The following is a 22976-nucleotide window of genomic DNA, read 5'->3' as shown; positions in this document are numbered from 1 at the left end:
ATGCCCCTCCCGGCTTCCACTCATGTCTGAAAACCCCCATCACCTCCACGCCTCACAGCACCCCGGAGCGCGGGCCTCCGAGCCCGCAGCAGGTCGCAAACACACCCCCGTTCTCACCTTGCCTGGCATGCCGCAAACACACCCGCTGCGGAACGCAAAAGAGCCGTCAGCACAGCGCGCAGTTCCATGCCCGCAGCTCATCGCAAAAACAGCGGCACAAAATAATTTTACCGCTTGAGTCATGGAAGCCTCCCCTGAAATACCCGCCGCCCCGCGCCTGCCTTTCCTCAAAGGCCTGTGCATGCAGCAGGTCCGCCGCATCGTCGGCACCATCGCCTCCTACGCCTCGCTCAGCATTCTGGGCCGTGTGGTGCAGATGCTCACCGCCTTCCTCGTCGTGCGCTCCCTCGGCAAGACCGAGTACGCCTGGTACTCCCTGGCAAACAACCTCGTCGGCGCCCTGGTCATCTTCACCGTCACCGGCGTCAGCACCGGCCTCATGCCGCTCGCCGGTGAAGTGGCCCGGGACCGCGACAAGCTGGGCGCCGTGCTGGCCTCCGCCAGCCGCTTCCGCACCGGCCTTCTCTTCTTCGGCTCCCTCGTCGGCCTGCCCTTGTTCATTCACCTCCTCCTGCGCAGCGGCTGCCCCGCCCTCAGCATCGTCCTGCTCGTTGGCGCCGCCGTCGTCTCCCTCATGGTGAGCATCAGCACCCAGATGATCGCCACGCCGCTGAGCCTGGCACGCCGCTACAACATCCCTCAGTGGGAGAACATCCTCAGCTCCCTCCTGCGGATGCTCTGCATCGTCACTCTCGTTTTCTCGGGTTTTGCAGACGCCGTCACGGTGATGATCGTCACCGTGCTGGCTCCGCTGCCCACCGTGTGTGGCTGGATGCTGCCCAAGGCGCGTGAACACGCCGCCTTCGGGCAGCAGGCCGACCCTGCCGCCACTCAGAGCCTCAAAAAATACTTCCTCATTGGTCTTCCCGCCAACATCACGCATCTCTTCGAAGCCCAGGTCGCCTTGTTCATCGTCGGCTGGCTTGGCAACATCGACAAGGTGGCTGACCTCGGCGCCATCTGCCGTGTCGCCTTGATCCTGCAGATCCCCCTCGCCATCGCTTCCGGCATCATGCTGCCGCGCATGGCCACGGAGCAGAACCTGCAGCGTCTCTGGCGCATGTGGACGGGCAGCACCGCTCTCTCCGTCCTGATCGGCGCGGGCATCGTGGCCTGCGGCTGGCTCCTCCGCCATCAGCTCCTCTTCCTCCTCGGCCCCGCCTATGCAGGCCTTGAGTACGAACTCGTGCTCTATCTCGGTCTGCAGGCCTTCTCCTTCTTCGCCACTGTGGCCACCATCCCCATTCAGGCCAAGGGCTGGGTCCGCCATTCCTGGCTGCGTCCCTTCGCCGTGTTTGGCTCCCAGGCTCTGGCCGCCTGTGTGCTGGACCTCTCCACCGTCAGCGGCGCCATCGGCCTCATGTGGGCCGGCTCCGTGGGCAACTTGCTCCTGGACTCCTTTCTCCTCTTCAACGGCTGGCGCGGTCGCGCCGGCATCTGACGAAGCACTGATTAGAGCATTTTAGACAATGTCGTGTCCGACCAGTCCAGCGCAGCAAGGCGTCGTTCTCCCTCTCCCCGCCCCTGACACCCATAAGAAGGCATTCATTGCCTTCGGGGAGAGGGTCGGGGTGAGGGGGCCACGAACAGCCTTCGCAAGACGGGCGGCCTCACCCCGCGGAATGTTCTCGAACATTTGATCTTATCATGGGCAGGAGAGAAGAAACCGTTTCGCGTCCTCGCGGCATCACAAAACATTAAGGCGATAAAATAATATAAAATGCTCTAAAGCAGACCGCCTTTCCCCCCGCCAGTCTCCCCTCCTCCGTGCTGGTCGTGTCATCCGTGGTTGAAAATAACATAGCCTGTCAAAATGCGGAAAACCTCAAACGCTCCGCACATGCGCCAGCAAAGTGGTCCGCACAGTCCCCTGTGCGGCGCTCCGCAACCACCCTCAGCTCCGCTTCCACCAACCATGCTGCTGCCCCGGCAAGCCCATAAATTTTCAGGATGCTCTAAAAAGCTCTGACCGCCCGCCACCGAAAATTTCATCCCCGCTTCACTCATGCGCATTGGCTTCAACGCTTCTCTCTTCGGCTCCCCCGAAATCCGTGGCTGGACCCGCTACGGCCTCAACCTCATCAACGCTCTCGATCGCGGCGGCCACGACATCACGCTCTTCACGCCTTACGCGGTCAGCCGCGAGCTCACTTCCCGCCTTTCTCCCGGCGTGAAGGTCATCCACACCCAGACGCCCCGCTACTGGCGCTGGCTCTCCATCGATCTGCCGAAGCTGTTGAAGACGGAGCGCATCGAGCTCTTTCACACGCCGCATCACTTCGGCCTCCCTCCGCGCTCCCCCTGCCCCACCGTCGTCACCATCCATGACGCCATCGAAATGCAGGACCGCAAAATGCGCCTCTCCGACCTGCGCCGGCCCAGGGAGCTGCCCAACAAATTGGACCACTGGCTCACCGAACGCCTGGCCCGTCAGGTCATCACCGTCAGCCAGTACAGCCACGACCGCATCGTGGAGCAGCGCCCCCATCTTCGCGGCCGCGTGCAGGTCATTCCCAATGCGGCCGATCCTCTTTTCAGCCCCTCCTTCTCTCCGCTTCCGCTTCAGGTCCAGGAGCAGCTCGATGCCGCGCCCTACTTCTTCTATATCGGCGGTTTTGAGCCGCGCAAAAACGTGCCCTTCCTCCTCCGGGCCTTCGCTCAAGCAAAGCTGCACAACGCCCGCCTCGTCATGGCTGGCGGCGCCGCCTCCAACGCTCCCGCCCTCAAGGCCTTGATCAAGGAGCTTGGCATCGAATCACGCTGCCTGCTGCTCGGCCGTGTGGATGACTCCTGGCTCCCCGCCCTCTACGCGGGCGCTCTGTCCTTCGTTTACCCCAGCCTCTATGAGGGCTTCGGTCTGCAGATTTGTGAGGCCTTTGCCATGGGCTGCCCGGTGCTCGCCGCGGACGCCACCAGCCTCCCCGAAGTGCTCGGCTCCGGCGGCGAATTGTTCTCTCTCGATTCCCCTGCCCAGCTCGCCGCCCTCCTCACCCGCATCGCTGCTGACCCCGCCTGTCATGAGCAGCTCAAGCAGCGTGCCGTGCAGCGCTCCACCGCCTTCAGTTGGGACGAAACCGCCCGCCTCACCGCCCGCGTCTATTCCAAAGTCCTCTCCCGCCCCGAGGTCCCAAAGCTTGCTCAGGAAGGCCGCAATGCCCTCTCAAACACGAACGCCACCGAGCTGCCCAACGCTGTTTTGTAGTACCGGCTTTCGTGTCCTCCGAAGCTCGAAGAGCGAAGGAGGAAGCCGGAATCCAGCATCCAGCATCCAGCATCCAGCATCCAGGATCTAGCATCCAGCATCGAGTCCCCAGCCCCATGAAGCTCATTTACGTCTTCCCAGAGCCTCCCTTGCCCTTCCTTGGCGCAGCCGCGCGCCTCTCCCACCTCCTTCTTTCCGAAGCCGTCCGCCGTGGCGTCGATGTCGAGGCCTTCATCGAATACTTCGACGAAAAAGACGCCGCCGCCCTGCGCGAGATGTTCAACGCGCCCAACTGCAGGCTGCGCCTCTTCTGCGCCAAAGCAGTCCCCAAGAACTTCATCCGCACCACCCGCAGCATGCTCTGGCAGGGTGCCTTCCTCTACGACGGCGCCTTCGTCGCCGCGCTGGAGGAATCCATGCGGGATCCCGAGGCCGTGCTCCATCTGGAAACTCACTCCGCCTGCTGGCCTGGTCTCCGCTACCTGGACCGCACCGTCATCAATCTCCACTACCTCCTCAATGCTGACATGCGTTCGGAGAAGTCCCACGGCCTGCGCGTGAAGTGGAATCTCTATCGCGAGCGCCAGATGCTCAAGACTTTCAAATACATGGCCGCCGTCACCCCGGCCCTGGCGGAGGATGTGTCCCTGATCAATCCCGCCGCCACCATCCGCCCGGTGCAGTTCGGCCTCGATCTCGCGGGCTATCCTTATTCAGAACTGGCGGCCACACCGGATCGCGCTCCGAACGTCGGCATGATCGGCAGCTACGGCTGGGCTCCCACCCGTGCCGCCGCGCGCCATCTCTTCCACCTCTGGCCCCTCATGAAGCAGAGCGTGAAAAACGCCCGGCTCTATCTCGTCGGTCGTGGTGCCAACCGCATCCTCGGAGACGAGGCCCGGGCCGCCGACCCCGCCGCGCGCGTGGTGGAGAACGTCCCCGACATCATCCCTTATTTCCACGACCTCGACTGCATGGTCTATGCACCTGAGCACGCCTCCGGCATCAAGGTCAAAATCCTCGAAGCCTTCGCCCTTGGCGTCCCGGTCGTCACCAATCAGCACGGCATCGACGGCATTCCCGCCGTTCATCGCGAGCACTGCATCGTTGCCCACACCAATGCGGAGCTCGTCGCCGGCGTGCAGTTCCTTCTGGAAAACCCGCAGGCGAAAACACGCATGATCCAGGCCGCCAGAAAGCTCGCCGAGGAGATCTGCGCTCCCTCCCATGTCTTCGACCAGTGGCTGGCCTTCTACTCCCAGATGCAGCCCAGCAAGGCCGCCAAGCCACGCATGCTGGCACCCGTCCCACTGGCTGCCGCCTGAGCCTTCGTTTCACCCTGCACTTCCTCCATCATGAGTTCCATCGCCACCTTCCCGACCGCTGCTGAAACCTGCACGCCGGACACAGTCGATGTCCCGGTTAAAGCGGCGCTCACCTCGCGTCTGCCCTCCCTGGATGGCTGGCGCGCCATCAGCATCCTCGCCGTTCTCGGCTCTCATACCAAGGATGTCGCCGGCTTTCCGATGGAGAACATGACCTTCTTCCAGCATGCCTTCGATGGTCATCTCGGCGTCCGCTTCTTCTTCGTCATCTCCGGCTTTCTCATCACTTGGCTCATGCTGATGGAGGAGAAGAAGGATGGATCGGTCAGTTTGAAACGCTTCTACCTCCGCCGCGCCGTGCGCATCCTGCCGGTGTATCTGGTGTTCCTGGCCGTGCTCGCCGCCCTCCAGTTCTTCACTCCTTTTCATCAGAGCCTCGCGGGCTGGCTTGGCAATCTCACCTTCACCACGAACTACCTCCACACCACCCATGCCAGCGACCACCTCTGGTCCCTCGCCGTGGAGGAGCAGTTCTACCTCCTGTGGCCCGTCGCGTTCGTCTTCTTCAAGCCGCAGCTCAACCTCAAAAAATGCTTCACCATCGTCGCGGTGATGCTCATCGCCGCGATCTCCGGCCGCTTCATTCTCGCACACACCCCCGACTCCTCCCGTCTGCTGCAGCGCGTGTTTCATCAGTGGTCCTTCTTCAACAACGCCGACTCGCTCGCCCTCGGCTGCCTCTCCGCCATCCTTCTCGCCCGCGGGCCGCGGCGCTTCATCGCCACCCTGCAAAACGCCGTGGCGCCCGTCATGCTCACCGGCGCCGGTCTCATCGCGCTCCCCATCGCCCTCCACTACCTGCCGCTCCCGGGTGCTCTGCAGTCCGCCTCATGGTTCGTTGAAGTCTGCTGCGGACGCAGCATCCAGTCCGCCGGCTTCGCGCTGCTGATGCTCCAGAGCGTGCTGCTCTCCAACACCGGCTTCTACAAGCTCCTCAACTTCCGCCCCCTCGCCCAGATCGGCGTCCTCTCCTACTCCCTCTATATCTGGCAGCAGCTTTTCTGCACGCATCCGGACGCCTTCGGCCTCCAGCACGTCTGGTGGATGAGCCACACCTTCTGGCTCCTCCCTGTCATCGCCGCGGCCTGCCTCTCCTACTACGGACTCGAACGCCCCCTGCTCCAGCTCCGCCACCGCTTTCGCTGATTCAACACTCAACCCGCTCCGACCATGGCACGTGAAATATCCGCCCTCATCATCTGCGGCGACCGCCTCGACGAAGTCACCCGCTGCCTTCAAAGCCTCGCCAAGCTCGGCGATCTCCTGCACGAGGTCCTCCTGCTCAAAAACGCCCCGAAGATCTTCTGGCGGGACAACTGCTTCGACTCCGTCCCCTCCTCCGTCCGCACCCGCCTGCGCATCATCTCCTCGGACAGGCAGCTCTTTCCCACCACCGGCCGCAATCTCCTCGCCGCCCAGGCCACCGGCTCCATGTACCTCTTCCTCGATGACGACTCCCTCGTCCTCGAACGCGCTGGCATCGAGCAGGGCCTGCACATTCTGAAGAGCAATTCGACCATCGGCTCCATCGCCTACCCGCAGTCCGCCGAAGACGGCAAACTGGCGCCCTACATGCAGCCCGCCCCCGTGGAGCACCCCTGCTTCACCTGCGGCTTCATGACCTGCGCCGCGCTCGTCCGCTCGGATGTGTATCACCAGATCGGCGGCTTCCAGGAGCTCATTCAGATGGCCCACGAGGAAAACGAATTCTGCAAACGTCAGTGGGATGCCGGCTTCTCCGTCCTCTACCTCCCGGAGCGCTGCATCTGCCACAATCCCAGCCCCACCGCCCGCAACAGCCGCCAGCGCGCCAAGCTCAACGCCCGCAACATCTGGTACCAGGCCGTCCTGCACGAGCCCCTCTGGCTGCTTGCCCTCACCTTCGGCCCGCGCCTCCTTCAGGGCGCGCGCTACCTCCGCCAGGCCAATGACTGGACCGATGGCGACTGGCAGCCCCTCCTCCGGGAAGCCCTCTCAGACCTCTGCCGCGACCTGCCCGCCCTCTGGAAGGCCCGCCGTCCGCTCAAGCTGCGCACCATCCGCCGCTGGCAGCAGCTCAAAAAGCACTTCCCGCCCTTTCAAGTCAACGCGCCTGCTCCTGAGGCCCCCTCTTACAACACCACACCCATCGCTGAATATGCCCACTGCTGAAACCGTCGTCATCGGAGCCATCAACCACCATGAATGGCCCGTCGTTGCGCCCTGGATCAAATCCCTGCGCAAAACCTCCTTCACCGGCCGCGTCATCCTCGTCACCTATGAGGACGTCGCGGAGGACGTGAAGGCCCGCATGCGCCATCACGGCGTCGAGATCATCGAGGCCAGGATGGAGATCTCCGTGAACCGCGGCCGCTTCAAGGACTTCGCCGCCATCCTCGCATCCTTCTCCCCCGAAACCTGCGTCGTCGCCACCGACGTGCGCGATGTCGTCTTCCAGGAGAACCCCTCCGTCCTCGCCTCCCTCCTCGATGTCTCCAAGAACAAGGAGCTCGTCGTCAGCTCCGAAGGCTGGCGCTACCACGACTCCGAATGGAACCTCGCCACCCTGCGCAAGGTCTTCCCCGACCACGAAGCCCGCATGCTCTACGAGGAAGTCTACTGCTCCGGCGTCATCGTCGGCACCGCCGGCGCACTGAAGCAGCTCTCCGAGCGCATCTGGGACATCTCCAAAACCGCCCCCAGCTTCAACGGCGACCAGGTCGCCATGAACATCGCCCTGCGCGAGCCTGAGTTCTTCGGCCAGACCCGCTTTCTCACCGTCCAGGACGGCCGCATCTTCCACGCCCGCGCCACCTGGCTGCGCCACAAGATGGGCCAGTCCACCCTCGGTGAGCCCACCTTCTCCATGCTCCGCGGCATCGCCCTGAAGGTGGACGAAAAACCCGTCTCCATCCTCCATCAATACACCGAAAGCACCGCCGAGCGCACCCGCGTCCTCCTCCGCTACGGCAGCCTCTGGCTCGGCCTCTGGTACCGCATCATGCAGCGCTTCCGCCCGGCACAGAACGACAACGTGTACTGGAAAACCAAGCCCGCCGCCCACTCCCCCACATGACAGCCGGTTAAACGACCTCATCCAACCACCAACCAACCAACCATGAACATCCCACTGCTCACGTTTCTGCGCCAAGGCGGCATCGGCAAAACTCTCGCCAAAATCCTCCCCGACACTCCCTGGGCCACTTACATCCTCTCCTCCCGCGTTTTCAAACGCACCTACGGCTTCCGCCCGCGCCTCAACAACCCCCGCACCTTCCACGAATGGCTCTTCGCACGCAAGGTCTCCCTCCCCAAGTCCATCTCCTTCGCCCCCTGGGTGGACAAGCACCTCGCCAAGGAATCCGTGCAGCAGGCCCTCCACGGCTCTGACATTCAGTGCCACCAGGCCGAGACCATCCACTACACCACCTCCGCCGATGATCCCTTCTTCGACAAAGTCATCCCCCGCTGCGTCATCAAAGGCACCCACGGCTCCGGCATGACCATCCTCGTCAAAGAACCACGCCGCCTCACCGCGGAGGAAAAGGCCTCCATCCGCCAGTGGCTCGCCACGGAGTACTTCTGGGGCTCCCGCGAGCCCAGCTACCGCCACCTCGTCCCCGGCGTCATCGCCGAGGAGTTCCTCCCCTGCAATGATCTCGTCCCCGAGGACTTCAAGTTCTTCTGCTTCCGCGGCAAGGTCGCCTTCATCCAGCACGACACCGGCCGTTACATCGATCATCAGCGCTGCCTCTATTCCACCACCTGGGAGCGCCTGCCCGTCAGCTTCCAGCACGATCAGTACCCCCAGCAGGTTCCCGCACCCCAGGGCCTCGCCACCATGATCGCCGCCGCCGAGCGCCTCTCCAAGGAGCAGAACTTCGTCCGCGTCGATTTCTACCAGACCGACAAGGGCGTTTACTTCGGCGAGATGACCTTCTTCCCCGGCAGCGGCCTCGAACTCTTCGAGCCCATGAGCTTCGACGAGGAAATCTGCCAGCGCTGGCTCCAGAAGCCCGCCGCAGATCAGAACCTCGTCGCCCTCACCCTCAGCACCAGCCCCCTCACATGAAACTCGCAGTCAGCGGTTACGTCTCAGCTCAGGAGGGCAGCGTCGCTTCGGCCAATGCCCTCCTCCTGCGCTCCTTGCTCGCAGACGGTCACGAGGTGGACTTCTTTTCGAAGCCCTCCTTCGTCGATCCCCGCCCCGCCGTCGGCGAGCACCACCGCTTTCGCTTCATCAGCACGGACAATGTCGGCCCCGACCGCTTCCGTGCACGCGTGCAAAAAATCCCCCTCCTCGGCTTCCTCGCCTCCCGCGTGGACTGCGCCACCTACGAGCGCCTGCTCATAAAAAAGATGCGCCAGGAGCACTCCTCCCGCCGCTACGATCTCTGCCTCTGGCTCGGCGACTACGCTCCCGGCCGTGTGCGGAATCTCCCCATGATCAGCTTCGCACAGGGCCCGCCCGGCACCGATGCGCGCTCCATCGTTTCTCGCTTCGCTGAAATCAGCCGCCTCGCCGGCCTGCGCAGGGCCGCCCAGTGGCTCCTCCTCGCACAGCTCCGCCTCTCCCGCCTCGGCCTTCCTCCCCTGCGTCACTCAGACCACATCATCGTCGGCAGCAGGCAGTCAAAGCAGACGCTGCAGGATCTCTACGGCGTCCCGTCCTCCCGCGTCTCCGCGCTTCCCTATCCCATCGATCTCCAGATGTTCCAGCCCGCCGCTGAAACTCCGGCCGCCCAGGGCGAGCTCCGCGTCCTCTGGCTCGGCCGCATCATCCCCCGTAAGCGCCTCGATCTCTTCCTCTCCGGCATCGAGCTCGCCATCCGCCAGGGCCTTCGCGTCAAGGCCACCATCGTCGGCGGTGTCGGCTTCGTGCCCGGCTACGAAAAACTCATCGATGCCTTCCCCTTCCCGGATCGCCTCCGCTGGATCAAAGGCATGCCCCGCCAGCAGGTCCCCGCGCTCCTGCACGGGCACGATGTCCTCATCCAGCCCAGCGAAGAGGAAAACTTCGGCTCCTCCGTCTCCGAGGCCCAGGCCTGCGGCCTTCCCGTCATCGTCGGCCACACCAATGGCAACGCCGACTACCTCTGCCCGCGCGACATCCACCTCGCCGACGATCGCGCCGAGACTCTCGCCGCCGCCCTCGCCCGCATGGTATCAAATACCACGCCGGATGTCTCCCCCTCCCGCGCCATCGCGGAGGAATCCTTCGATCTCGATCGCGTCACCACCCGCCTCGGCGAAATCCTCCGCCTCGCCGTGGAAAAATTCTCCGCCTCACATCGCGGTGCCGTCACCAGCACCGCGCCCGTTGCTCCCGCCTTCCCTCACACCGCCGCGGCCACTCCCTCCAAACCATGAACATCGCCCTCGTCAGCGCAGCCTATCCGCCAGACCTCGATGGCATTGGCGACCACACCTGGTGGCTCGCCCGCAGCCTCGCCGGCCAGGCCTCTGTGGAGGTCCTCACCCGCGGTGGCCGTCCCATTGCGGAAGATAAAGAGGTGAAGGTCACTCAGTTCCTCGAGCCCTCCGTCCCCTCCTCCTTCGAGGCCCTTGAGGACGCCATCGCTCACTGGCAGCAGCCCGCCCGCGGCCCCCACTGGCTCCTGCTCCAGTACAATCCCTTCGGCTTCGGCAGGCGCGGCTGGTGCCCCTGGGTGCCGCAAACCCTGCGCAAGATCCGCCGTCATTATCCCCACGTGCGCATCGCTACCATGTTCCATGAGACCATGGTGCCCGCCTGGCCCTGGAAGTTTGCCGTCATGCATCTCTGGCAGTCTCATTTCTTCCGCCAGGTCTGCCATGTCTCGGAAAAGGCCTTCGTCTCCTCCACCCGTTATCAGCAGCAGGTCGCCCGCGTGCGCCCGGATCTCCCCTGCCTTCATCTCCCCGTCGGCTCAAACGTCCCGCTCGATGAGACACCGCGCGGCCTCGCACGCCAGAAGATCGGCCTTCCGGAAAACGCCCTCGTCCTCGGCGTCTTCGGCTCCGCTCACATCAGCCGTCAGCTCGACTGGATCGCCGCCGCCGCCAGGCAGGTCGGCACAACCGGCCGCGACGTCATCGTCGCCCACGTCGGTCCGGATTCGGCCAAAATCTCCCAGGCCATGCCCGGCGTCCAGGTCCGCAGTTTTGGCGAGCAGCCCGCGGGCCAGGTGGGCCTGCATCTCCGCGCCATGGATGTCATCCTCGCTCCTTTCTCAGACGGCGTCTCCACCCGCCGCGGCTCCGTCATGGCCGGCCTCCAGCACGGCATCCCCGTCATCACCAATGCCAGCCCCTGGACGGACAGCCTGCTTCTCACAGCGGCTGTCGATGGCCTCCTCGCCTTGGACTGCAATGATGCCGCCACCTTCGCCGCCATGACCGCCGCCCATCTGCCGGATCTCCTCCGCGCGAGAGACACCGGCCAGCGCGCCGCCGCCTTCTACCAGAGTCACTTCGCCTGGAGCACCCTCGCCGAAAATCTCACCCGTCATCTCACCGGCGCCTCCCAGTCCGGTTCCGCGCCCGCTCATGCTCATTCTCACGGCAGCACCTTCGGCCTCGCGCCGGGGCGCGCTTAGAACGCTTTAAATTGTTATCATGGCAGCAGATCCAATGTTCCAAAACACACCACGCGGTTACCATCAGGTAAAACAGTTGCACGTGCCCTTCTACCGTCGCCAGGCCTTGAACACCCTCCGGGTTTCATCCCACGGCCGCCCCGGCCTGGGCAGGCCCGCCCTTCGTGCCATCACTGAAGAAAGGGCCGCTGTGGGTCCGTCCGCACTCCAGCCGCCAGCCCATACATGAAGACTCAGTCAGATTCCATCGGCATCATCATCCCCACGCTGAAGCGCCCCGCTCACCTCCGCAAATGCCTTGATTCCCTGAAGCTGCAGCAAACTCAGGCAGACCAGATCCTGGTAGGCGTGCGCGCGGATGATGATCTGACCCCCGCCGTCATCCGCGAATACGCGGCCCTCCTGCCCGTGCGTGCCGTGGAGGCCCGCGGCGTCGGTGTCGTCGGCTCCATGAATTCCTGCCTCAAGGAATGCCTCTCGCAGTGGATCGTTCTGCTGGACGATGATGTGGAGATCCCCGCGCACTGGCTCGGCGCCATGCTCGCTCACGTAAAGTCCCGCGCTGACGTCGTGGCCGCAGGTGGCCGCGACATCCTCATGGACTACCCCGAGATGCGCAGGACCGAACCCCTCGTGGAAGATGTCGGCAATGTTCACTGGTTTGGCCGCGTCACCGGCGGTCACCATCGCGGCGGCGGCTCCGCCCGCCTCGTGCAGGTCCTCCGCGGGTCCAACTGCTTTTTCCGCGGCGGCTTCCTCCGCGCCTGCGGCTTTGAGAGCGGCCTGCGCGGCCGCGGCGCCCAGGTAAACTGGGAGCTCGCCCTCGGCCTCCAGGCCCGGGCGCAAAATTTGAAAATGATCTTCGATCCCGCCGTCCGGATCATTCACAATGTCGCCCCCCGTCATGATGGCGACACCGTCCACCGCGGCGCCTTCAGCTTTGAAGGCACCAGTGACATCGCCTACAATGAAACCTTCGTCGCCTTGAGGCATGGCTCCGGCCTCGTGCGCTGGACCATCACCCTCTGGCAGGTCCTGGTAGGCAGCGCTGTCTGCCCCGGCCTCGCCCGCGCGGTGGATTTCATCCTCCGCCCGCGGTCCATGCCACACCAGCGTTTCGCCGCCACCCTTACCGGACGCCTAGCCGCCTTTAAGGCATGCCTTAGCCGCACTCAGACAAATGAAAGCTTATTGTCTGGGCAGGCAGCCGCTCCAGCCCCTTAGACCGGGCCGTTCAGGATGTCTGGCAAAGCCCGCCCTTTCTCACATCCCCATGATCGCCTACCTTTTTCAAAACCGGCTCAAGGCCCCGCTCTTCTCCCCCGCCTGGGTGAAGCACTGGCTGAAGCGCCTGTGGACTCTCCCCAGCCTCCTCGGCTACTGCTGGCAGTCCCTGCGCTGGCGCATGAAGGGCGCCCGCATCGCCCCCTCCGCCGTCATCTCCAGGCTCACCGTGCAGGGAGACGCCTCCCACCTCAGCATCGGCCCCGGCTGCTGCCTCGGCATCACCACCATGCAGACCCACGCGCAGGTCAAAATCGGCGCCTGCGTCGTCATCAATGACGGCGTCCGCCTCATCACCGGTTCGCACGACATCACCTCGCCCACCTACGAGCACGTCTTCGCCCCCATCGTCATCGAAGACTACGCCTGGATCGCCACGGACGCCATGGTGCTCAAAGGCGTCACCATCGGCCGCGGCGCCGTCGTGGCCGCCGGCGCCGTCGTCGTCAAAGATGTGCGCCCCTTCGCCGTCGTCGGCGGAAATCCCGCCAAAGAGATCGGCACCCGCGGCATCGAGCGCTTCGAGTATCTGCCCTCCTCCTGGTTCGGTCCCGTCATGGCCTGGACCGGTCGCAATCCGGTGAAGTCCTCCACGCCTGCAAAACCCGCCGCCGGCCCCGCATGCCCCGTCGCGGAACCTCTGCTCCAGTAGCATGGAATACTTCATCACGCTTTTGATCGTGCTTCCAGCCTTCCTGCTGGCCGCGCAGCGTTCCACCTGGCTGATGGATTACGTGTTCTTCGTGTTCGCGTTGAACCGCGGCATCCGGCGCGTGGTGGACTACTACATCAATGGCGCTTTCAATCCCCTCTCCACCATCAGCCTCACCCCTCTGATCGTCAGCGCCGTCCTGCTGCTGCCCGCCTTGTCCCGCTTCGGCCAGCTCACGCCCCGCTCCCGCAATGTGGCCACCCTCATCATGGTCGCCCTGGCCCACGGTCTGGTCATCGGTTTTGTCAGCGTGGGCTTCGGTGCTTTTTATTCGCTCGGCGAGTGGATGGCCGGCTTCGGCGCCTTCCTCTATGCGGCCACCGCTCCCGTCTCCACTCAGACGGCGGACCGCTGGCTGCGCTCCTGCGGTTACGCAGCCCTCATCGTGGCCGTTTACGGCTGGTATCAATACTACACCATCCCGGAATGGGATGCCTTCTGGGTCACCGCCGTGAAGTTTGTCGGCTACCTCGGCCAGCTCAGGCCCACCGAGATGACCGTCTTCTCCACCCTGCATGAGCGCGGTCCCTGCGCCAGCTTCCTGGCCTGGGCCGCCATTCCCATGATTCTGAACCCCCGCTGGCGCATCCTCGGAAGCTGGCTCACCATCGTGCTGCTGCTCTCCGTGGTCGTCCTCACCCTCACCCGCAGCATGTTCATCATCGTGGCCCTCGTCGCCATGCTCCAGCCCGCTCTCTCCAAAGGAAAAGGCGTCGGCCGTGTCATTGTTCTCGCCGTGGTGCTCGGTCTCGGCGCCAGCATCGGTCTCCAGTACATGCCCGGCTCCGAGCGCATCACCAAGCGCTACGACACCATGAAGGACATGCAGAATGACGGCTCCTTCAAAGGCCGCATGGGCATTCTCACCACCGGCCTTCCCTGGATCCTGCAGCATCCCATCGGCATGGGCCTCGGCAGCTCCGGCTTTGGTGGCAGCCGCCTCGCCTCCTCCGGCGGTTCCGGAGACAGCAGCCCCCAGGAAGGCTTCTGTGACAGCGGCTATGTCGAAGTCTTCAGCCAGTTCGGCTGGATCGGCGGTCTCGCCTTCTTTGCCGCCATGGCTCAGATCTGGGCGGAGCTCACCCGCCGCATCCGCCTCGGCGGCACCAATCCATTCTTGACCACCGGCCGCGTGGTGCTGCTCGGCTGCATGGTCTTCCTCGCCGTCGGAAACATCTTCGGCAGCTTCTCCCTCTTCTGGGTCTTCCTCGGCATCTCTCTCAACCGCGTCACCCTGCCCTTCCCCTCGGCGCTTCCACAGGCCTTCACCGCGCCATACCAGCCCCCTTCCTTCGATCCCATTTCACAGCCCGCGCCTCCTTCGCCTCCTCCTTTCGCCGCCCCCTTTCAGGCGCTCACCGCCTCCGGCCCCGGCGCGGATCTTCACTCGCAGCCCCCGCGCTTCACCGTCTCCTGAAAATCCGCTCCCCGGCGGGCCCGCGGGTCCGGCCTGCCCGCCCTCCCTCGCTTCCGCTTCTCATCGCATGAACAAATTCCTTCCAGGCCCCGGTCTCCTGCGCTTCGCGCTGGCTCTCATCGTGGTGGTTCATCACTCCTTCCCTCTGCGCATGGGAAGCTGGGCCGTGTACGCTTTCTTCATCCTCAGCGGCTACTGGATCGCCCGCATGTGGGCGGAAAAATACGTCCAGACCCGCTCCGCCTGCCTTACCTTCATCTGCAGCCGCTGGTGCCGTCTGGCGCCCGTCTTCTTCGTCTCTCTCGCCCTGGCATTCGTCTCCTCTTCCGTGGTTCCCGGCGCGCCTCCATTGCCGCAAAATCTCTTGGAGTGGGCTCTGCGGCAGCTCCCCATCCTCGGCTCAAAGTCCGCCGGCAGCATCCTTCCTCCCGCCTGGTCGCTCGATGTGGAGATGCAGTTCTACCTCGCCTTCGCGCTGCTCATGTTCATCGGCGGTTTCCTCCGGCCTCGCGTCGTGAACTGGCTCGTGGCTGTTCTCGCGGTCGCATCCTTTGCGTTCCTTCTGCTGGAGGCCGGCGTCCGCGTGGTGGAAAACACTTCTTCCCTGCCTCTCTACTTCTGGCTCTTCGCCATCGGCATGGCGTTTTACCATCTCCGCTGGGCTCCCTCCCGCCGCACCGCCCTGGTTTCGGCGTCCCTCTTCATCGCCGTCACCGCGGGCTTCCTCCTCTGGCCCGCCACCCGCGGCGCCATCTGGTTTCGTGGTGCTGCCGGGGCTGCACAGGCCCACGCCGCCGCCTGGGATCCACGCCTCCTCGTTCACCTCTGGTGGGCCCTCGGCGCCCTGGTCTTCGCCCCCTTCATCGCCTGGAACGTCCTGCAGAAGTCAGACGCGCGCGACCGCATGCTGGGGAACTGGGCCTACCCTCTCTACCTCTTCCACTGGATCCCGCGGGATGCCTATTACTCCGTGGTGAACTGGTCCTCCTTCGCCTGGCAGAATGCCTTCCTGCTGCTCGCCAATTTCGCCGCCGCTCTCTCTGGAAGCTGGCTCATTTGGAAATGGATCGACCAGCCCCTCGACCGCTGGCGCAGCCGCTGGGTCCATTCCCGCCTCCTTCCCGCTCAGCCGGATCTTTCCCAGCCTCTCCTCATCCCTCACCCATCGTCATAACATGAAAATCGCTTACGCCATGATCAACTGCAACCGCCGCGACGGCAGCGCGCGCGCGGTCAATGAAGTCGCCGAACGCCTCGCCAAAAAGCACGAGGTCCACCTCTACGCACGCAAGGCGGAGGACCTCGACCTTTCCAACATCGCCTGGCATCGCGTCCCCGGTGTCAACTGGGCGGAGGTCATCGACTTCGGCAGCTACTACCTCGAGGTGAACCGCCGCGTCCGCCCCGGCCAGTTTGAAATCGTCCACACCATCGGCTGCAACACCCAGCGCGGCAATGTGGTCACCATTCAAAACATCCAGCCCGCCAAGAAGATCATTCTCGACCGCCTCGGCCGCTCGGAAAAAGTCTCCCCCGCGCGCCGCCTCACCCGCTGGATGTATCTGAACGCCACCTGCGCTGCGGAGAAGCGCCTCTATCAGCACCGCCCCGGGCACAAGGCCCCCATGTTCCTCCCTGTCTCACGCGGTGTCGCCGCGGAGCTGACCCGTCACTACGACATCGGCCAGGCGAAGGTGCGCATCATTCCAAACGCCGCTGACACCGTGCGCTTCAAGCCTCTCAGCGCCGAGGCCCGCAATGCCTGGCGTGCCACGCACAACGTGCCGCAGGACCGCATCATGGCCATCTTTGCCGGTGGCGAGTGGGCCCGCAAAGGTCTCGACTTCGCCATCAAGGCCATGGGTCATCTCAAAGATGTGCCGCTCACCCTCTTCGTCGCGGGGGATGATCCCGATCGCGCCCGCTTCACCCAGATGGCGCGCGAGGCCGGCGCTGCAGACCACATCGTCTTCGGCGGCTTCCGCAAGGACATCCCCGAAGCCCTCGGCGCTGCGGATCTCTTCCTCTTCCCGAGCTGGTATGAGGCCTTCAGCCTCGCCACCATCGAGGCCGCCGCCTGCGGCCTGCCCGTCGTCGCCACCCGCATCAATGGCACCGAGGACTTCATCACCCCCGGCGAAAACGGTGACTTCATCGAGCACGATCCCGTCCAGGTCGCCTCCGTCCTCCGCCGTCTCTGCGCAGATCCTCAGCACCTCAAGACCATGGGCGTCAATGCCCGCAAAAACGTCGAGATGAACTACACCTGGGACCGCATCGCGCAGATGACGGAAGACGCCTACCTCGCCCACCTCAACAGCTCCAACTGATCTCTCCCGCCATGCACATTCTCATCGTCAGCCATTCCTCCGCCACCGCCCTGAATCAGGAGGTCTATGCCCGTGTCCAGCGTGAGACGGGCTGGAAGATCACCCTCGTGGTGCCAGACCGCTGGAAGGACGAGTTTGGCAATGCCCTCCGTCAGGAGCCCTGCAAAGGCCTGGAGGATTCCGTGATCCGCTGCGCCGTGTGGAAAAACGGCAGCATCATCTTCCACGTCTATCGCATGCGCTGGCAGCGCTTCCTCCGCGAGCTCAAGCCGGACGTCATCTACATGAACCACGAGCCCTACGCTCTGGCCACCGCGCAGGTCTGCCACGCCAACAACCGCTCCATCCGCGTCCCCTTCGGCTTCTACTCCTGCCAGAACATCAACAAGAAGTACCCCGCCCCCTTCTCCTGGCTGGAGTCCATGGTCTATCGCTCCTCCAGCTTCGCCCTGCCCATCACGGACCGTGTGGCGGACGTCCTCACCGCCAAAGGCTTCCGTGGCCGCCAGACCGTCTGCGCACTTCCCCTCGATCCCGAGCGCTATCACCCGCGTCTCAAGGCCACGCCGCCGGAGCGCTTCCCTCAGACCAATGTTCCCGTCATCGGTTATGTCGGTCGTCTCATCGAGCCCAAAGGCCTCCGTACTCTCGCCACCTCCCTCGGCAAAGTGCGTGATCTCGACTGGCGCATGGTCCTCGTCGGCACCGGCGAGTTTCAGGCCGAGTTCGAGCAGCTCCTCACCGCCCAGGGCGTGCGCGATCGCATCTTCTTCGCCGGCTACGTTCCGCACACCGAAACGCCGCGCTGGCTCGCCTCCATGGACATGCTCGTCCTCCCTTCCGAAACCCAGCCCAACTGGGAGGAGCAGTTCGGCCGCGTCATTCCCGAGGCCATGGCCTGCGGCGCCGCCGTCATCGGCTCCAGCTCCGGCGAGATCCCCCACCTCATTCGTCAGAGTGAAGGCGGCCTCGTCTTCACCCAGCGCAGCTCGGACGAGCTCGCCGTCGCCCTCCGCCAGCTCATCAGCGGTCCCAAGCTCCGCCGCCAGCTCGCCGAAAACGGCCGCCATTGGGTCGAGCGTGACATCTCCATTCCTGCCGTCGCCCTCAAGATGATCGACGCCTTCACCGCCGCCGCCAAAAACCAGCAGGCCGGCCGTGCGGAAAATCGTCAGCCATTCTCCTCCACCCATGCGCTTGCACAGTCCTGAGCTGCTTTGGAAGTGGAGCCGCGATCTCCTGCATCGTGGCTGGAAGCTTCCGGCACGCATCGTGAAGACCCTCAACTTCACGCTGCACAAATGCCTCCTGCCCGCCGAGGCGCAGGTGGGCGAGGGCGTCATTCTGGAGCACTACGCCCTGGGCATCGTCATGCACCCGCAGGTGCGCATCGGCAGGCGCTGCCGCATCTACCACCATGTCACGCTCGCCGCGGAGACATGGATCGGCTCCCCCCACTTCATCACTCTCGAGGATGACGTCACCATCGGTGCTCACAGCATCGTCGTCGCCCGTCCGAACACGCCTCTCACCATCGGTCAGAAGTCGGTGCTCGGCGCGGGCTCCGTCCTCACCAAAAGCATTCCTCCCTTTGAAATCTGGGCCGGCAATCCGGCACGCAAAATCAGCGACGTCCCCCAGTCCTCATGATTGCACAACTCGGCATGAATCTGAAAGCCTCCGCCGGCGGCGTGGACCGTTACTTCAGCGGCCTGCACAACGCCCTCCTGCGCCAGGGCGTGCGCGTCACTGCCTACGGCTTTGGCGACTCCGAAAAGGCCGCCTGCCTCGGCCCCGCGAACAAGCCCCTCATGCAGCGCTGGAAGGCCGTGCGTGAGGCCGTCGTTCCCCGCCGCGGCCGCCTCCTCGCCTCTCACTTCGCCCTCTACGCCCTGCCCGCACTGCTCGGTCGCCGCTGGGACGGCCATGTCGTCCACTTCCACGGCCCCTGGGCCAGCGAATCCCAGCGCGAAGGCGCCAAAATGCACTCGGTCATGTGCAAGCGCATGCTGGAGCGCGCCGTGTATCACCGTGCGGATCGCTTCATCGTTCTCTCCAAGGCCTTCCGCGACCAGCTCTGCCAGGGCTACGGCGCGCCTGCGGACCGCGTGCACGTCATTCCCGGCGGCGTGGAAACAGACACCTTCCGTCCCATGGATGTCGTCGAGGCACGCCAGCGCCTCGTCTGGCCGCAGAAGCAAAAGATCATCGTCTGCGTGCGCAGGCTCGCCCGTCGCATGGGATTGGAGACACTCATCGAGGCCTTCGGCCAGGTCACGCTTCAGCATCCCGATGCAAAGCTCATGATCGGCGGCCAGGGTCCTCTCCGTGCGGAGCTTGAGCAGCAGGTTCTCCGCGCAGGCCTGTCAAAGAACATCGAGTTTCTCGGCTTCATCCCCGATGCCACCCTGCCCACGGTTTATGCCGCGGCGGATCTCTCCATCGTCCCCAGCTCCGCCTTGGAAGGCTTCGGCCTCATCTCCCTCGAATCCCTCGCCTGCGGCACTCCCGTTCTCGTCACCCCCGTGGGTGGCCTGCCAGACACCGTCGAAGGACTCGGCGAAGACCTCGTTTTGAACGGAACCAGCGTGGATCACATCGCGGATGGCCTGCACCGCTGGCTCGATGGCACGCTCCGCCTCCCCTCCCGCGAAGCCTGCCGTGAACATGTCATGCGCAGCTTCACCTGGGACCACATCGCCACCCAGGTCTGCGAAGTCTATCGCCAGGCCGGATGGCGCTCATGATGACCATGAAACGATTCGCACGCATCCTCCTGCTTGTCCTCCTCGTCGGCGGCCTCTGGCTCGCCCTCAAGCCGACCCTGGGCAAACATCGCTTCACCTTCCTCCCCTTCCGCTGGTCCGAATACATCGACCTCATGGACTTCTGGCTCAACTTCGGCGCTTTCGGCATTCTCGGCGCCACCGCCTGGCTCGCCTTTGGCAGCTTCGCAAAAGCCTTCCGCCTCATCCTTCTGATGACCGGCTTCATCACCCTGCTGAACGTCATTCTCGAACTGGCGCAGTCCTCCATTCCCGGCCGCGCCGTGGACATCGCCGATGTCTGGGCGGGTCTGCTCGGGTGCGTCCTCGGCATCTTCAGCAGCATGGCGCTCCAATTGTGGAGCATCCGTAAAAAAGCAGACGTCACTGCGCCACAGGTGCTCTTCCTCGATCAAACCGGCCGCCTCGGCGGTGCGGAGCTGATGCTGCTCGACATCGCCGCCGCACGCGCGGCTGACAGCGAGGTCCTTCTCTTCCAGGACGGCGAGTTCCGCACCGCTCTGGAAAACGTGGGTGTCAAAACCCGTGTCTGCACCCTGGGAGAGGAAGCCTCCGTCGTGGACAAGCAGGCCGGCCTCAAACGCATCCTCCGCTCCATCCCCTCCATCCTGGAGCTGATGCTCCAAATCGTTCAGGCCGCCCGTTCCTTCGATCTGGTGTACGCCAACACCGCCAAGTCCCTCGTCATCGGCGGCCCCGCCGCGCGTCTCGCCGGTCGTCCCCTGGTGTTCCATCTCCACGACATCATCGCAGACGGCCATTTCAGCACCCTCAATCAGCAGGCCCTCGTTCTCTGCGCCAACTTCTGCGCCAGCAGCGTCATCGCCAATTCCGAAGCCACCAAGGAAGCCTTCATTGCCTGCGGTGGCCGCGCCGAGCTCTGCACCGTCGTCCCCAATGGCTTCCACATCCCCGCGCAACGCACCTCCGCGGAAACGATGAAGTCTCTGCGCGCCAGCCTCGGCATTCCATCCGCTGCCTGGACCGTGCTGATGGCCGGACGCCTCGCCCACTGGAAAGGCCAGCACGTCCTTCTCGAAGCTCTCAAATCCGTGCCCGCCGCGCATGCCGTCCTTCTCGGAGACGCCCTCTTCACCGACGAAGACCGCCAGTACGCACGCCAGCTTCACGCCCAGGCAGAAGAACTGGGCGGCCGCGTCCACTTCGCCGGATTCCAAAAGGAAACCATGCCGTATTTCGACATGGCCGACGCCGTCGTTCATGCCTCTGTGTATCCCGAGCCCTTCGGCCGCGTCATCGTTGAAGGCATGCTCGCCGGCAAACCCGTCATCGCCTCCCGCGCCGGCGGCGCTGCAGAAATCATCCAGCACGAACATACCGGACTCCTGGTATCTCCTGGCAATGCCACGGAGCTCGCGGACGCCCTCCTCCGCCTCCAAAACAATTCCGCTTTCGCTTCCTCCATCGCTCATCAGGCGCAGCAGACCGCCCAGGACGTTTACGCCATCAGCGCGGTGCAGGAAAAAATCGAGTCCGTCATCCGCCAGGTCTCCGGCCGGCACCAGCCCGAATCAACTTCTTCAATCATCCCATCCCCATGTGCAGCATGAAATCCAAACGCCGTATCGCCATTGTCCACGACTGGCTTCCTGTTTATGGAGGCGCCGAGCGCGTGCTTGAGCAGATGCTCATGGTCTATCCCGAAGCCGACGTCTTCAGCCTCATCGACGCCCTCAGCGAGGAGAACCGCAAGTTCCTCAAGGGCCGGCCCGTCAAAACCTCCTTCGTCCAAAAACTTCCCGGCGGCAAAAAATACTACCGTCATTGCTTCCCCCTCATGCCGCTCGCCATCGAGCAGTTTGACTTCAGCGGCTATGACCTCGTCATCACCAGCAGCTACGCCTTTGCCAAGGGCATCATCACCGGCCCCCGCCAGCTCCACCTCTGCTACTGCCACTCCCCCATCCGCTACGCCTGGGATCTGCAAAATCAGTACCTCAAGGAATCCAAACTCGATCGCGGCATCAAGGGCTGGTTCGTGCGCACCATGCTCCACTTCATCCGCATGTGGGACACCCGCACCTCCGCCGGCGTGGACGCCTTCATGGCCAACTCCCGCTTCATCGCCCGCCGCATCGAAAAAGTTTACCGCCGCGACGCCACCGTCGTCTATCCCCCGGTCAACGTCGAGCGCTTCGATGTCTGCTCCGAAAAAGAAGACTACTTCGTCACCGCCTCCCGTCTTGTTCCCTACAAGCGCATGGACCTCATCATCGAAGCCTTCAACGGCATGCCCAGCCGCCGTCTCGTCGTCATCGGCGACGGCCCCGAACTCCCCAAGCTCCGCCGCATGGCCGGCCCGAATGTGGAAGTTCTCGGCTGGCAGCCCCAGGCCGTGCTGAAGCAGCACCTCGAAAAAGCCCGCGCCTTCGTCTTCGGCGGCGAGGAAGATTTCGGCATCATCCTTCTCGAAGCCCAGGCCTGCGGTACTCCCGTCATCGCCTATGGCCGCGGCGGTGCTCTCGAAACCGTCGTCGAAAACAAAACCGGCCTCTTTTTCGGCGAGCAAAGCGTGCCCTCTTTGCAGGCCGCCATTGCCGAATTCGACACACAAGTGTGGAATTCAAACGTCTGCCGCGCCAACGCCGAACGCTTCAGCGCCGCCCTCTTCCGCGACCGCTTCCAGCAGTTTGTGGAGTCCGAATGGCAGCGTTTTACAGCCCCCGCCCCCGTCGCAGACGAGTGCAACTGGCTGCAGGAAGAAGCACCCCGTGGAAAGAGGCTGCAGCCCGTGCTGCAAGAAGCCTGAACGGAACGAAGGGGAGCAAACCGGAGCTGCCCACCGGTTTCGCAGCGCTGTCCACTCTGAGACAGCGTCTGAAAAAACAGCGCGACTGATGGCGGAGCCATGTCGCAAACAGAGGCAAGATAAAGCGCTCAGAGGAATGAGGAGGCAGCGAATGCTGTTTTCCTAAACGGAATAGGAGAGCGTCCCCACCCTGCCCCCACAGGTTGCCAGTGCATGGCAGCCCCTGTTTGGGCAGCCCAACTGATGGCGGAGCTATGCCCGTATCGCAGGGAAAACGTGATTTGTTATTGGAATTATTGCCAATAAGGATTTTCCTCCAGGAGTCGCTGTCAATAAGGCTTGCCTTAACCAGATTTAAGCCACGTAAGCGTCTCTATGGAGAATACTGTGCCTTATAGTTCATGATGATTCTA

At 63.8% G+C, this 22976-nt stretch carries 19 protein-coding genes; all 19 read left to right on the top strand.

Annotated elements, in window-relative coordinates:
- The first annotated feature begins 241 nt into the window (after window positions 1-241).
- Complete coding sequence (locus ACILSQ_RS15845) at window positions 242-1561, top strand: lipopolysaccharide biosynthesis protein (protein ID WP_395744629.1); 1320 nt, start codon at window positions 242-244, stop codon at window positions 1559-1561.
- Window positions 1562-2125: 564 nt separating this feature from the next.
- Entirely contained in the window at window positions 2126-3322 is a 1197-nt protein-coding gene (locus ACILSQ_RS15840) for a glycosyltransferase family 4 protein (RefSeq protein ID WP_395744628.1), read from the top strand.
- Between the two features lie 116 nt (window positions 3323-3438).
- Window positions 3439-4647, top strand: coding sequence for a glycosyltransferase family 4 protein (locus ACILSQ_RS15835; RefSeq protein ID WP_395744627.1), 1209 nt, complete (start codon window positions 3439-3441; stop codon window positions 4645-4647).
- A 30-nt stretch (window positions 4648-4677) separates the two neighbouring features.
- Window positions 4678-5853, top strand: coding sequence for an acyltransferase family protein (locus ACILSQ_RS15830; protein WP_395744626.1), 1176 nt, complete (start codon window positions 4678-4680; stop codon window positions 5851-5853).
- 24 nt (window positions 5854-5877) lie between these two features.
- On the top strand, window positions 5878-6858 hold the full coding sequence (locus tag ACILSQ_RS15825; RefSeq protein ID WP_395744625.1) for a glycosyltransferase family 2 protein: 981 nt from the start codon (window positions 5878-5880) through the stop codon (window positions 6856-6858).
- Window positions 6845-7762 (top strand): hypothetical protein, encoded by a 918-nt coding sequence (locus ACILSQ_RS15820; RefSeq protein WP_395744624.1) that lies wholly within the window; start codon window positions 6845-6847, stop codon window positions 7760-7762. The genes ACILSQ_RS15825 and ACILSQ_RS15820 overlap by 14 nt, the downstream gene beginning before the upstream one ends.
- Window positions 7763-7804: 42 nt before the next feature.
- Window positions 7805-8758, top strand: coding sequence for an ATP-grasp fold amidoligase family protein (locus ACILSQ_RS15815; protein ID WP_395744623.1), 954 nt, complete (start codon window positions 7805-7807; stop codon window positions 8756-8758).
- Entirely contained in the window at window positions 8755-10056 is a 1302-nt protein-coding gene (locus ACILSQ_RS15810) for a glycosyltransferase family 4 protein (protein ID WP_395744622.1), read from the top strand. Before ACILSQ_RS15815 ends, ACILSQ_RS15810 begins: the two co-directional genes overlap by 4 nt.
- Window positions 10053-11264, top strand: a complete 1212-nt coding sequence (locus ACILSQ_RS15805; RefSeq protein WP_395744621.1) for a hypothetical protein — start codon at window positions 10053-10055, stop codon at window positions 11262-11264. Before ACILSQ_RS15810 ends, ACILSQ_RS15805 begins: the two co-directional genes overlap by 4 nt.
- Before the next feature lie 225 nt (window positions 11265-11489).
- Entirely contained in the window at window positions 11490-12488 is a 999-nt protein-coding gene (locus ACILSQ_RS15800) for a glycosyltransferase family 2 protein (protein WP_395744620.1), read from the top strand.
- A gap of 49 nt (window positions 12489-12537) precedes the next feature.
- Window positions 12538-13200 (top strand): acyltransferase, encoded by a 663-nt coding sequence (locus ACILSQ_RS15795; RefSeq protein ID WP_395744619.1) that lies wholly within the window; start codon window positions 12538-12540, stop codon window positions 13198-13200.
- A gap of 1 nt (window position 13201) precedes the next feature.
- On the top strand, window positions 13202-14677 hold the full coding sequence (locus tag ACILSQ_RS15790) for an O-antigen ligase family protein (RefSeq protein ID WP_395744618.1): 1476 nt from the start codon (window positions 13202-13204) through the stop codon (window positions 14675-14677).
- Window positions 14678-14744: 67 nt separating this feature from the next.
- Window positions 14745-15851, top strand: coding sequence for an acyltransferase family protein (locus ACILSQ_RS15785; RefSeq protein WP_395744617.1), 1107 nt, complete (start codon window positions 14745-14747; stop codon window positions 15849-15851).
- Between the two features lies 1 nt (window position 15852).
- The gene (locus tag ACILSQ_RS15780; RefSeq protein ID WP_395744616.1) at window positions 15853-17007 is read left to right on the top strand and encodes a glycosyltransferase family 4 protein; all 1155 of its coding nucleotides are present in this window, start codon (window positions 15853-15855) and stop codon (window positions 17005-17007) included.
- An 11-nt stretch (window positions 17008-17018) separates the two neighbouring features.
- The gene (locus ACILSQ_RS15775; RefSeq protein WP_395744615.1) at window positions 17019-18218 is read left to right on the top strand and encodes a glycosyltransferase family 4 protein; all 1200 of its coding nucleotides are present in this window, start codon (window positions 17019-17021) and stop codon (window positions 18216-18218) included.
- Complete coding sequence (locus tag ACILSQ_RS15770; protein ID WP_395744614.1) at window positions 18199-18657, top strand: DapH/DapD/GlmU-related protein; 459 nt, start codon at window positions 18199-18201, stop codon at window positions 18655-18657. The genes ACILSQ_RS15775 and ACILSQ_RS15770 overlap by 20 nt, the downstream gene beginning before the upstream one ends.
- Window positions 18654-19754, top strand: a complete 1101-nt coding sequence (locus tag ACILSQ_RS15765) for a glycosyltransferase family 4 protein (protein WP_395744613.1) — start codon at window positions 18654-18656, stop codon at window positions 19752-19754. The genes ACILSQ_RS15770 and ACILSQ_RS15765 overlap by 4 nt, the downstream gene beginning before the upstream one ends.
- A 5-nt stretch (window positions 19755-19759) precedes the next feature.
- Window positions 19760-21364 (top strand): VanZ family protein, encoded by a 1605-nt coding sequence (locus ACILSQ_RS15760; RefSeq protein ID WP_395744612.1) that lies wholly within the window; start codon window positions 19760-19762, stop codon window positions 21362-21364.
- Window positions 21361-22563: a glycosyltransferase family 4 protein gene (locus ACILSQ_RS15755; protein ID WP_395744611.1), complete on the top strand. Its 1203-nt coding sequence runs from the start codon at window positions 21361-21363 to the stop codon at window positions 22561-22563. The genes ACILSQ_RS15760 and ACILSQ_RS15755 overlap by 4 nt, the downstream gene beginning before the upstream one ends.
- Window positions 22564-22976: the final 413 nt, after the last annotated feature.

This window comes from Prosthecobacter sp., from assembly GCF_044227185.1.
Lineage (GTDB): Bacteria > Verrucomicrobiota > Verrucomicrobiia > Verrucomicrobiales > Verrucomicrobiaceae > Prosthecobacter.
Note: the sequence above shows the minus strand (reverse complement) of the source record. Positions and strands in the feature narration are given on the sequence as shown.